Source organism: Streptomyces dryopteridis, assembly GCF_049606955.1.
Lineage (GTDB): Bacteria > Actinomycetota > Actinomycetes > Streptomycetales > Streptomycetaceae > Streptomyces.
The window spans coordinates 4,614,684-4,626,443 of the sequence record NZ_CP187113.1 but is presented as its reverse complement, the minus strand read 5'-3'; the positions used below and the strand labels follow the sequence as shown (position 1 = coordinate 4,626,443).

Annotated in this window: 10 protein-coding genes; 5 read left to right on the top strand and 5 right to left on the bottom strand. The window is 75.5% G+C overall.

Annotation, left to right across the window (positions count from 1 at the left end; translation table 11 throughout):
- Positions 1-2: 2 nt before the first annotated feature.
- Complete coding sequence (locus tag ACN20G_RS19710) at positions 3-215, bottom strand: hypothetical protein (protein ID WP_424214115.1); 213 nt, start codon at positions 213-215, stop codon at positions 3-5.
- Between the two features lie 103 nt (positions 216-318).
- Between ACN20G_RS19710 and ACN20G_RS19705 the strand changes: the two genes are divergently transcribed.
- The 5 genes from ACN20G_RS19705 (at position 319) to ACN20G_RS19685 (ending at position 6,847) form a co-directional block, all read left to right on the top strand.
- On the top strand, positions 319-1,551 hold the full coding sequence (locus tag ACN20G_RS19705) for a bifunctional adenosylcobinamide kinase/adenosylcobinamide-phosphate guanylyltransferase (RefSeq protein ID WP_424214114.1): 1,233 nt from the start codon (positions 319-321) through the stop codon (positions 1,549-1,551).
- An 82-nt stretch (positions 1,552-1,633) separates the two neighbouring features.
- Positions 1,634-2,695 carry a nicotinate-nucleotide--dimethylbenzimidazole phosphoribosyltransferase gene (cobT, locus tag ACN20G_RS19700; protein ID WP_424214113.1) on the top strand — a complete coding sequence of 354 codons (1,062 nt, stop codon included), beginning with the start codon at positions 1,634-1,636 and terminating at the stop codon, positions 2,693-2,695.
- A gap of 513 nt (positions 2,696-3,208) precedes the next feature.
- Positions 3,209-4,900: a phosphatidylglycerol lysyltransferase domain-containing protein gene (locus ACN20G_RS19695; RefSeq protein ID WP_424215592.1), complete on the top strand. Its 1,692-nt coding sequence runs from the start codon at positions 3,209-3,211 to the stop codon at positions 4,898-4,900.
- Entirely contained in the window at positions 4,900-5,628 is a 729-nt protein-coding gene (locus ACN20G_RS19690) for a hypothetical protein (RefSeq protein ID WP_424215591.1), read from the top strand. Before ACN20G_RS19695 ends, ACN20G_RS19690 begins: the two co-directional genes overlap by 1 nt.
- A 4-nt stretch (positions 5,629-5,632) precedes the next feature.
- A complete protein-coding gene (locus ACN20G_RS19685; RefSeq protein ID WP_424214112.1) occupies positions 5,633-6,847 on the top strand; it encodes a sensor histidine kinase in 1,215 nt (404 codons plus the stop codon).
- 16 nt (positions 6,848-6,863) lie between these two features.
- Here ACN20G_RS19685 and ACN20G_RS19680 read toward each other — a convergent pair whose 3' ends face one another.
- Genes ACN20G_RS19680 through pelF form a run of 4 tightly spaced genes read right to left on the bottom strand, consistent with a single transcriptional unit; the run spans position 6,864 to position 11,473 of the window.
- Positions 6,864-7,721 (bottom strand): endo alpha-1,4 polygalactosaminidase, encoded by an 858-nt coding sequence (locus tag ACN20G_RS19680; RefSeq protein ID WP_424214111.1) that lies wholly within the window; start codon positions 7,719-7,721, stop codon positions 6,864-6,866.
- A complete protein-coding gene (locus ACN20G_RS19675; RefSeq protein WP_424214110.1) occupies positions 7,718-8,368 on the bottom strand; it encodes a spherulation-specific family 4 protein in 651 nt (216 codons plus the stop codon). Before ACN20G_RS19675 ends, ACN20G_RS19680 begins: the two co-directional genes overlap by 4 nt.
- 37 nt (positions 8,369-8,405) lie before the next feature.
- Positions 8,406-9,947: a hypothetical protein gene (locus ACN20G_RS19670; RefSeq protein WP_424214109.1), complete on the bottom strand. Its 1,542-nt coding sequence runs from the start codon at positions 9,945-9,947 to the stop codon at positions 8,406-8,408.
- Entirely contained in the window at positions 9,947-11,473 is a 1,527-nt protein-coding gene (gene pelF, locus ACN20G_RS19665; protein WP_424214108.1) for a GT4 family glycosyltransferase PelF, read from the bottom strand. Before pelF ends, ACN20G_RS19670 begins: the two co-directional genes overlap by 1 nt.
- Positions 11,474-11,760 lie beyond the last annotated feature (287 nt).

Below are 11,760 nucleotides of genomic sequence, written 5' to 3'. Positions count from 1 at the left end.
GCTCAGGCGGACTCGGCCTCGCGCAGGCTCATCTTGTAGATCTCGGTGCCGTTGTCGTCGCTCAGGCGGACCTGCTCGGCGCCGCCCGCCAGCAGTTCCTTCCAGGTCTCGCCGATCCACGATTCGGCGTCGCCCTGGGTGGTGAACTCCTCGGGCGTCACCGCCGGGCTGGTCTCGGTCCCGTCGGCCGTCTCGAACCGCCACGTCCACGCCATGTCAGCCTCCGATGCTCGCGTCACCGCGCACGTTCCCCGCGTGCGGCCTGCCCGCAGAGTAGCCGGGCGCGCACCCGGAGCGGAGGCGCGGGAGGATCTTCGTGTGGAACTGACACTGCTCGGCACCGGAACCCCCGAGGGGCTGCCCCGCCCCGGCTGCCCCTGCGCCGTGTGCGCGACCTCGACGGGCCCGCGCGCCCGGGCCGCGACCGCGGTCCTCGTGGACGGGGCCCTGTTGTTGGACCTGACCCCGGGCGCGGTGCTCGCCGCCGCGCGCGCGGGCCGTTCGCCGGCGGGGGTGCGGCAGGTGCTGCTCACCCATCCGCACGACGGGCCGCCGGTGGAGCTGCCGCCGGGGCTGCCCACCCCGGGGCGGGTGCCGGACGGGCGGGAGCTGTCGGTGATCAGCGGGCACCGGGTGCGGGCGGTGCCGATCGACGCGCCGGGCACCGGGTACGAGGTGACGGCCCCCACCGGGCTGCGGCTGCTGTACCTGCCGCCGGGCGGGGCACCGGCCGGGGTGAACGGGACCCGGGCCCGGGCCCCGTACGACGTGGTCCTCGCCGACGTGCTGGGCCGGCCGGACGCGCTGGCCCGGCTCCGGGCCACCGGGGCGGTGGGTCCGGCCACGGACGTGGTCGCGGTGCACGTGGACCACGACGTGCCGGGCGGGGCCGAGGCCGAGCGGCGGGCGGCGGCGGCCGGGGCGCGGCTGGTGCCGGACGGGACGACGCTGCGGGCGGGCACGTGGCGGGAGACTCCGGCGGTGCCGCGGCGGACCCTGGTGCTGGGCGGGGCCCGGTCGGGGAAGTCGGTGGAGGCGGAACGGCGCCTGGAGTCCTTCCCCGAGGTGGTGTACGCGGCGACCTCGGGCACCCGGGACGGGGACGCGGACTGGGCGGCGCGGATCGGGCTGCACCGGGAGCGGCGGCCGGGCGCGTGGCGGACGGTGGAGACCTGCGAGCTGGAGCCCCTGTTGGCGGAGGCGGACGGGGCGCCGCTGCTGGTGGACTGCCTGGCCCTGTGGATGACGGACGCGATGGACCGGGTGGGGGCCTGGGAGGACGAGGTGTGGGAGGCATCGGGCCGGCGGGAGCTGGCGGAGCGGACGGCGACGTTGGTGGCGGCGGTGCGGGCGACGCGGCGGCGGGTGGTGTTCGTGAGCAACGAAGTGGGTTCGGGGGTGGTGCCGCCCACGGCGGCCGGCCGCCGGTTCCGCGACGAGCTGGGCCGGTTGAACGCGGCGGTGGCGGCGGAGTGCGAGGAGGTGCTGTTGGTGACGGCCGGGGTGGTGCAGGTGCTGCGGGGCCGCGCCGCGTGGGGCACGGCCCCGTGACGGGACGGGTGCGCGGGCGGGCGGTGCGGGGGCGGGCGGCGGCGCTGCCGGTTCGCGGGGGCCCGCCTGTACGCTTCGGCCCGTGACCTTGCTGAATCTCGACGACTTCTCCGATCTGATCGAACGCCCCGACGGGGGTGTGCGGCGCGACGCCGAGGACCGGCGCGAGCGGCTGGTCGTGCCGGTGGGCGCGCTCGGGCGGCTGGACGAGCTGGCCGAGTGGTTGGCGTCCGCGCAGGGCGTGGTGCCGGTGCGTCCGGTGGAGCGGGCGAAGCTGGTGCTGTTCGCCGCCGACCACGGGGTGGCCTCGCTGGGGGTGTCGGCGCGGCCCGCGGGCTCGGCGTCGACGCTGGTGCGGGCCGTGCTGGACGGGACGAGTCCGGCGGCGATCCTCGCGGACGGGCTCGGGGTCGGGGTGCGCGTGATCGACGCGGGCCTGGACTGCGATCCGGCGGAGCTGCCGGCCGAGGTGACCCGGCACCGGGTGCGGCGCGGCAGCGGCCGGATCGACGTGGAGGACGCGCTGACCCCGGAGGAGACGGACGCGGCGCTGCGGCTCGGCGTGCGGATCGCCGACGAGGAGGCGGACGCGGGCACGGACCTGATCGTGCTCGGCGACCTCGGCGTCGGGTCGACGACGGTGGCCTCGGTGCTGATCGCGGCGCTGTGCGGCACGGACGCGTCGGTGGTGACGGGTCGGGGCGGGTCCCCGATCGACGACCTGACGTGGATGCGCAAGTGCGCGGCGATCCGCGACTCGCTGCGTCGGGCCCGGCCGGCCCTGGGCGACCAGGTGGCGCTGCTGGGCGCGGTGGGCGGCGCGGACGTGGCCGCGATGACGGGCTTCCTGCTCCAGTGCGCGGTGCGGCGGACGCCCGTGGTGCTGGACGGGGTGGTCGCGGCGGCCTGCGGCCTGGTGGCCCAGCGGGCCGCGTTCCGGGCCCCGGACTGGTGGCTGGCGGGTCAGGCGAGCGGCGAGCCGGCGCAGGCGAAGGCTTTGGACCGGATGGCACTGAACCCCTTGCTCGATCACGGCGTCTGTGTGGGTGAGGGAACCGGGGCATTGCTGGCGCTTCCGCTGGTCCGGGCCGCCGCCGCGCTGGCGGCGGGTCTGCCGGAACGGGACGCGGGGACGTCGGGCTGATTGTCACGGGGCAGCGGCACGACCTCCGCGACCCCGTGATCACGTGGAATGCGGTGTGCCGGATGCCCCATATCATCGCTTTTCATGGGAGAGGTCCGTTTGACCAGCGCAGAAACCGATCGGAACGGCGGCCGGGGGGCCGACGAGAACGCCGACGGTACCGAGAACCGAGAGCACCCGGATGCCGCCGGGGCGGGGCTTCCCCACCCCGCCCGTGAGGCCGGCGGCGAGGAGGCGACCCCGACGGCGGAGGCCGAACAGGCCCCGCCGACGCCCGGCCGACCCCGGCAGCAGCCACAACAGCCGAAGCAACCGCAGCAGCAGAAGCAGCAGCAGAGGCCGCAACAGCAGAAGCAACAGCAGCCCCGCCAAAAGCAGCAACAGCAGCCGCAGCAGTCGCAGCCGAAGGCGTCCGAGGCCGCCGTCGAGACCAAGGCCGGCAAGGAGGCCGCGGACCCCCGCGGCCCCGGCGGCGCCTGGTCGCGGCGCGGCGCCTCGTTCGCCGTCTGGTACCTGCGCGCCGTCACCTTCCTGAACCTGCTCAGCGGCGTCTGGCTGTCCCTGGGCGCGGACCTGCGCGCCCGCAACATCGACGACCTGTACACCCCGTACCTGCTGACCGCCGGTTTCTCCTCCGGCCTGTTCACGCTCCTGCTCGCCGTGACCATGGGTCGCCGCAAGCGGGCCGCGTGGATCCTGAACCTGGTCCTGTCCGGGGTCCTGCTCCTCGCGTTCGTCATGGCGATGGTGCTGGCCGACACCGACTACACCGAGATCCGGTCCTACTCGCAGAACTGGGTCTCCCTCGGCCTGACCGCCCTGTTCGTGGTCTCGCTGCTGGTGGGCCGGCGCGAGTTCTACGCCAAGGGCGACCGCTCCAACCCGGCGCTGGCGACCCTGGTGGCCGGTTTCGGCCTGCTCGTGGCCGCGCTGGCGGCCGCGCTCCTGGTGGGCGCCACCAACACCGCCGCCGCGGGCGCCGACTTCGCCGAGCGACTGCGCTACGGCGTGATGCGCCTGATCACGCTGGCCCCGAACGACGTGGCCTACGCCAACATCACCACCCCGTCCTGGGTGGACGTGGCCATCAACGTGATGTCCACGATGCTGCTGCTCGCGGTGCTCTTCGCCGCGTTCCGCTCCCGGCGCGCCGTGGACCCGCTGTCCGAGGAGGACGAGGAGAAGCTGCGCGCCCTCCTCGCCAAGCAGGGCGACCGCGACTCGCTGGGCTACTTCTCGCTGCGCCGCGAGAAGTCCGTGATCTGGTCCCCCACCGGCAAGGCCGCCGTGACCTACCGCGTGGTCGGCGGCGTGTCCCTGGCCTCCGGCGACCCGATCGGCGACCCCGAGGCATGGCCGGGGGCCATCGAGCCCTGGCTCGCGGAGGCCCGTGAGCACGGCTGGGTGCCCGCCGTCATGGGCGCGAGCGAGGAGGCCGGCACGATCTACGCCCGGCACGGCCTGGACGCCCTGGAGCTCGGCGACGAGGCCATCGTGGAGACCGCCGAGTTCACCCTCGACGGCCGCGCGATGCGCACCGTCCGCCAGGCGTTCAACCGGGTCAAGCGCGCCGGCTACACCGTCACCATCCGCCGGCACGCCGACATCCCGGCCGCCGAGATGGACGAGCTGCTGCGCAAGGCCGACGACTGGCGCGACGGCGCCACCGAGCGCGGGTTCTCCATGGCCCTGGGCCGACTGGGCGACCCGGGCGACGGCCAGTGCGTGATGCTGGAGTGCCACGACGGGGAGGGCGACCTGCGCGCCGTGCTCTCCTTCGTGCCCTGGGGCCCCAAGGGCCTGTCGCTGGACCTGATGCGCCGCGACCGGGACTCGGAGAACGGCCTGATGGAGTTCATGGTCATCGAACTCCTCCAGCGCGCCAAGGAGATCGGCGTCACCCAGGTGTCGCTGAACTTCGCGATGTTCCGCTCCGTCTTCGAGCGCGGCTCCCGCCTCGGCGCGGGCCCGGTGCTGCGCATGTGGCGCTCGCTGCTCAGCTTCTTCTCCCGCTGGTGGCAGATCGAGTCCCTCTACCGGGCGAACGCGAAATACCGGCCCATCTGGGAACCGCGGTTCATGCTCTTCGAGAAGAGTTCCGACCTGCTGCGGATCGGCATCGCGGCGGGCCGGGCCGAGGGCTTCCTCGAAGCCCCCGGTCTGCCGAAGTGGCTGCACCGCAAGCACCTGGAGACCAAACGTTGATCCTCTCGCCGCGCCGGTTCGCCGGACGCGAATGGGGGCCCCTGTACCGGAAGGTCGGCGGGACGCTCGTCACCCGAGGGTGGCGGGCGGTCCCGCTGACGCTGGGGGCGGTCGCGCTGACCGCCGTCTTCCAACTGGTCCAGAACACCTCCTGGGGCCTGCCCCTCGTCCGCGAACTCGGCACGGTCAGGGCCGCCGACCCGCTCGGCTCGGCCCTCCTGCGCACCCCCCTCTCCCTGTTCGTGCCCGCCCTGGACCTGCCGGTCTGGGGCGCGCTCGCGCAGGTGCTGCTCGTGTTCGGGATCTCCGAGATCGCGATCGGCCGGGCCCGCACCCTGGTGGTGGCCTACCTGGCCACGGTGGCCGGCACCGGCTACGCCCGGGTGGGCCTGGCCCTGGGTCCGGAGCACCCCCTCGGCCTGCCCGACACCGACCGGGTGATCAACGACACCGGTCCCTCGGCGGCCGTGGTGGGCCTCGCCGTGTACGTGTGCCTGCGCTACGGGGCGTACGTGACGGCCGTCGGCGTCGTCGCCGCGATGGTCGGCGAGGTGCTGTGGAAGAACAACCTGGCGGGCCGCGAGCACCTGGCCGCGATCGCCGCCGTCCTCCTCGCGTACGCCGTCGCGACCCCGCTGCGCCGCCGCCGGGCCGCCGACCGCGCCCGCACCGAGGCGGGTCCGGCCGGTCCGGGGGGTCCGCCCCGGGTCCCGCCGGTCGTACCGTGAACCGGTGACGAACCCCCGGGGCCCCGTGGCCTCCGCCCGTTCCTGGCTGCGCCGGCACCCCCTCGCCGGGAACGCCCTGCTGGCCGCCGCCGTCCTCGGCGCCATGGTGACGGGCTCCTTCGTCACCCCGCACGGGCCGCACGGGCCCACCTTCGGCACCCGCGTGCCCGGCGCCCTCTCGGTGACCCTGATGGTGCTGGGCGCGGCGGCACTGGTGTTCCGCACCCGGCGCCCGCTGGCCGTGCTGACCGCGACCAGCGCGGTGTCCCTGGCGGAGCTGGTCACGGACGAGCCGCGGGCGCCCGTGGTGATGTCCGTGGTGATCGCCCTGTACACGGTGGCGGCGCGCACCGACCGGCCCACGACCTGGCGGATCGGGTTGGTGACGATGACGGCGCTGACCGGGGTGGCGATGGCGGTGGGCCCGCTGCCCTGGTACGCCCAGGAGAACCTGGGGATCTTCGCGTGGACGGGGATGGCGGCGGCGGCCGGGGACGCGGTGCGCAGCCGGCGGGCGTTCGTGGACGCGATCCGGGAGCGCGCCGAGCGGGCCGAGCGGACCCGGGAGGAGGAGGCGCGGCGGCGGGTCGCGGAGGAGCGGCTGCGGATCGCGCGGGACCTGCACGACGTGGTCGCGCACCACATCGCGCTGGTGAACGTGCAGGCCGGGGTCGCGGCGCACGTGATGGACCGGCGGCCGGACCAGGCGAAGGAGGCGCTGCGGCACGTGCGGGAGGCGGGCCGGTCGGCGCTGGACGAGCTGCGGGCCACGGTGGGGCTGCTGCGGCAGTCCGGGGACCCGGCGGCGCCCACCGAGCCGGCGCCGGGGCTGGCCGCGTTGGACGGGCTCGTGGACACCTTCCGCAACGCGGGCCTGCCGGTGACGGTGGCCCTGGACGCCGCCGCCCCGGCGCTGCCGGCCGCCGCCGACCTGGCCGCGTACCGGGTGGTGCAGGAGGCGCTGACGAACGTGCGCAAGCACGCCGGGCCGGGGGCGCGGGCCGAGGTGAGCGTGGTGCGGGTGCCGGGGGCGGTGGAGGTGACGGTGCTGGACGACGGGGGTTCGGGCGCGGACCCCTCCCCCGAGCCGGTGGCGCCGGGCGGCGGGCACGGGCTGTTGGGGATGCGGGAGCGGGCCGGGGCGCTGGGCGGGCGGTGCGAGGCCGGGCCCCGCTACGGGGGCGGCTTCCGGGTGCACGTGGTGCTGCCGACCCGCTGACCGACCCGCCCGCCGGTCAGCACTGTTTGCGCCAGACGCCGAGTTCGTACTTCTTCTCCAGGGAGCTGAGCCCGAGGGCGTTGGCCTGGGCGCAGAAGCGGGCGGCGGGCATTTCGTACTCGACGTGGAAGACGGCCTTGCCGGCCTTCACGAAGGGGGTGAGCTTGGCGCACTCGTTGAACTGGGCGCACTGCTCGTTGACGGCGAAGTCGAAGTCGCCGACGAGTTGGGGGATCTGGTCGAGGTCGTTCTTGAGGCCGACGGCCAGGCCCCGGTCGTGGGCGAGGCGGGCGATGAGCCGGTTGTAGCGGAGTTGGTCCTGGGGGGTGAGGGGGAAGCCGGTGCGGTTCTTCCAGCCGTCCATGTTGTCGGGTTCGACGGCGTCGAAGCCCTTGTTGCGGCACATGTCGAAGCGTTTCGCCATGATCGGCTCCAGCTCCTTCAGGGCGCGGATGTCGAGCCAGCGTTCGCCTTCCCAGCCGTTGCCGCGGCCCAGGAGCCGGTCGGGGAAGTCGCCGGCGTCGGGGCGGAACTCCTCCCAGGCGCCGGTGGAGAGGTAGCAGATGGTCTTGCGGCCGGCCTTGCGCAGGGCGGCGACCTGGGCGGTGCTCGTCTTGAAGCCGTCCACGTCGTAGACGGGCACGTCGACGGAGGTGTCGAGGGCGCCGGTGAGCTGCCACTGCCAGGCGAGGCCGGGGGCGGGCTGCCAGCGGGGGCCGGTGGGGCGGGGCGGGGCGGTGGGCCCGAGGTCGTCCTCGCCGCCGTCCTCGTCCCCGCCGGCGGTGCAGGCGGCGGCCAGCATCAGCAGGGGCAGCAGCAGGGCGAGCAGGAGTCGGGGGCGGCGGCGCGGGGCGGGGTGGTGCGGTGTGCTCATCCGGCGGCCCGGACCTCGTGCGGGAGGGTGCCCCAGGGGTGGACGCCGCCGCCGGGGACCGCGCAGTGCACGCCGGCGCGGCGGCGGGCGGCCAGGTCGGCGGTGGGGGCGCCGGCGGGGACGGCGTAGACGAGGTGGCAGAACCGGGCCGGGGGGTGTTCGGCGGTCCAGTCGGGGGGTTCGGCGGCCTCGCGGTAGGCGTCCCAGGGGCCTTCGAAGGTGACGAGGAGGTCGGCGAGGTCGGCGTAGCCGGGGTGCGGGTGGGTGCCGTGGTTGAGGACGAGGGTGGCGGCGCCGGCGGCGCGGGCGGCCACCGACAGCCGGCGGTAGTGGGCGAGGAGTTCGCGGCCGGCGGCGGCCTGGTCGAGGAAGGCGCCGTCGGTGCCGTACCACTCGCGGTGGCGCAGCAGGTCCTGGACGACGGCGGCGTGCGGGCGGCGCCCGTAGTCGGTGTCGGCGTACCCCAGGACGGGCACCCCGGCCTCGCGCAGGCGGGCGGCGACGGCGGCGAAGCGGGGGTCGGGGGCGGCGCCGGGGCCGTTGTCGGGGTTGAGGACCACCGAGTGGAGGCGGTCGGCGGCGTCGATGACGGCCTCCCACTCCTCGGGGCGGTCGTCGGGATGCTCGTAGAGGGGCACCAGCAGCATGGTCGGGGGTCCTTGGGGGTGCGTGTCGGGTGGTGGTTCAGCGGTGCGCGGTGGCCCGGCCGAGCAGGGCGCAGACGAGGGCGAGGAGGGCGGCGGCGGCCACGGCGGCCACGGCGAGCTGCACGATCCGGGGTTGGCCGGCGCCGGTGAGCAGGGCGAGGGACTGGGCGACGGCGGCGGCGGAGCAGACGGTCGCGGCGACGCGGACGGCGCCGAAGGACTGGAGCAGCAGTCCGGTCCACATGACGGTGCCGAGCAGCAGCAGGGTGGCCAGGCGGATGCCGTTCATGCCGGGGGCGTCCTGCCACAGCAGGGTGCCGGTGAAGCCGAGGGCGGCCAGGACGAGGAGGTAGCTGAACAGGCAGGCGGTGAGGGTCGCGGCCATCCTCGTGCGGAACACGCCGGCGGTGCGGGCGCGGCGCAGGCCGCTGAGGCTGCCGCTGCGGAAGCGGTGCAGCAGCCATTCGGCGGGGCCCATGCTGAGGGTGAGGGCGACGGCGGAGGGGGCGGCGACGGCTTCGGCGGGGCCGCCGGCGAGGACCTCGCCGAGGGCCGCGTACAGCACGAGGAGGCCGGTGCCGAGGCCGAAGACGCCGAAGGGCACGGAGTCGGCGAGGCGGGGGCCGCGCGGGGTGAACTCGTCCTCGCCGCCGCGCAGGATCCGCCAGCGGACCGGTCCGCCGGGGCCCCGGCCCCGGTCGGCGAGGGCGGTCAGGCGGAGCCGGGCGGTGCGCAGGCCCTCGCGGACGGGGAGTTGGCGGGCGGCGAGTCCGCAGGCGGCCAGGAGGGAGAGCAGCAGCAGGGCGACGCGGAGCGGGACGGGCACGTCCACCACGAGGGCGGTGAGGGAGCCCGCGGCCATCGGGGCGAGGGCGGCGAACAGGAGGCGTTCGCGGCCGAGGACGAGGAGGACGGTGGCGGCGCCGACGTAGAGGGCCTGGCCGGCGGCGAAGGCGTAGGAGAAGCCGGGGCCGCCGGGGACGGCGAAGGCGGCGAGGGCGCCGAGGAGGGCGCCTGCGGGGGCGCCCGCGAGGAGGGTGCGGCCGGCGGCGGCGCGGTCGCCCAGGCCGAGCCAGGAGTAGGCGCGGTGGGAGAGGGTCTGGTCCCAGACCCAGCCGATCAGGGCGCCGGCGAGCAGGGTGAGGGTGCCGGCGGGCAGGCCGAGGCGGTCGGGGGGCCCTTCGAGGAAGGGGCCGGCGAGCACGTAGGCGAGGCCGGGCAGGGCGAAGATGACCCCGCGCAGCAGGCAGGCGGCGAGCGAGACCCGCCAGGGGTCGGGCAGGGCGTCGGGTTCGGGGAAGGCGCGCGGGACCCGGGCGAAGAGTTCCTCGGCGAGGGCGAAGGAGTCGCGGCGGCCGTAGGTGAGGCGGATCTGTTCGTCGGACATGCCGTCGGACTCGATGAGGGCGGCGATCTCGTCGGGGTGGACGGCGGCGGCCACGAACGGGCCGAGTCGGCCGGCGAGTTCCTCCATCGGGTCGTCGGCGATCGGGCCCTCGGCGGGGCGGGTGCGGGGGACGGTCAGGTGCAGGGTGTCGGTGCCGCTGCCCTGGGGGCGGAGCCAGAGGGAGCCGCTCATCACCACACGCTCCCGTCGGCCGCGAGTTCGCGGTACCAGGGGTCGGCCAGGCGCTGGGTCCAGTCCTCGCCGGCGTGCACGGGCAGTTCGGGTTGTTCGGCGAGCTCGCGGTAGATGTGTCGGAAGCCGTCCACGGACTGGTGGAGGGTGAACTTCTCGACGACGCGGCGGCGGCTGGCGCGGCCGAGTTCGGCGCGGCGTTCGTCGTCGCGGAGCAGGGCGAGGGTGGCCTTGGCCATGAGTTCGGGCTCCCGGGGCGGGACGACGAGGCCGGTGTCGCCGACGGCCTCGCGGACCCCGCCCACGTCGGTGGAGACGGTGGTGCGGCCGCAGGACATGGCCTCGATGATGCTGAAGGGGAAGCCCTCGCTGATGCTGGAGAGCATGACGACGCTGCCGGCGGCGTAGGCGCGGGCCACGTCGTCGATGCGGCCCTCCCAGGAGATGCCGTCGGCGACGCCGAGGTCGGCGGCGACCTTCTCCAGCCGCAGCTTGTACTCCTCGCAGCCGGCCGGCACGGGTCCGAACAGGCGCAGGCGCAGCGCGGGCAGTTCGGCGCGCATGAAGCCGTAGGCGCGGATCAGGGTCTCCAGGTCCTTGATCGGGTCGATCCGGCCGCACCAGCTGAGGGTGGGGACCTCGGGTTCGGCGCCGGCCTCGGGGAAGCGGTGCGGGTCCACGCCGTTGTAGACGGTGCGGATCCGGTCGGGCGAGGCCCCGCCGCGTTCCTCCCAGCGCCGGTTGTACTGGTTGCAGGGGGTGATGAGGTCGGCCTGCCGGTAGCCCTCGGTGTTCAGCTCGCGGTAGAAGCCGAGCATCAGGGCCTTGACGGGCCAGCGTTGGGCGGCGGTGCGGTAGCCGAGGTAGCGCTCGCGCAGGTAGATGCCGTGCTCGGTGAGGAGGAAGGGCACCCGGTCGAGGTGTTTGGCGGCCAGGGCCGGGAGGGTGGCCAGGCCGCTGCTGACGGCGTGGGCGACGCTGTCGGGCGGGATCCGCACGGCGAGCGGGCGCAGCGCGTGTTCGAGGAGGTCGCTCGCGGTGAGGGCGTCGTGGATGGTAGGGGCGGCGCCGGCGGTGGGCAGTCCCGGGCGGGTCCACACGCCGATCAGGGTGCGCAGCACGGCCTCGGTGCGCAGGGTGGCGGTGAGCCGGCCCTCGCGCGCGAGGGGGGCGAGTTCGCGCAGGGCGGTGGAGAACTCGCCGCGGGTGGGGTCGAGGAGGGAGGAGAGGAAGAGTTCCCAGGTCTCCGTGAAGCGGCGCAGGGACTTGCCCCGCAGGGCGCCGGCCCGCGCGAACCGGCCGGTGCGGCCGGGCGGGGGTCCCCACAGGGGGACGGAGGTGTGCCGGTAGACGTTGCGCGGGAGTTCCCAGGTGACCGGCTCGCGTCCGGAGCCGGTCAGGGCTATGACGTTGAAGTCGACCTCGGGCATGCCGCGGACGAGTTGGTCGCACCAGGTGCTGACCCCTCCGTGGACGTGCGGATAGGTGCCTTCGGTGAGCATGGTGACGTGCCGCCCATGGCTCATGCGCTGTGTCCCCCCAGGACGAAAGGGGCCGGTCCCCGTGGCGTTCGGGGGCGGCTTCTTGGTGGTGCGGCGGTGCGGGTGGTGCGGGCGGGTCGGGCCGGGCCCGCCCTGGTGTGCGCGGGACTGTCGTTCGGTCCGGGGGCACGCGCGGGCCCCCGGCCGGTGGTGTCGGGTGGTGTGGGTGACGGGCGGGCGCGCCGGGGCGCGCGGGGTGCCCGGCGCCGGGCCCGTGGTCGACGGGGCCGGCGTCGGGCGGATCGCCCGGGTCGCGGCGGTCCGGGGGCGGG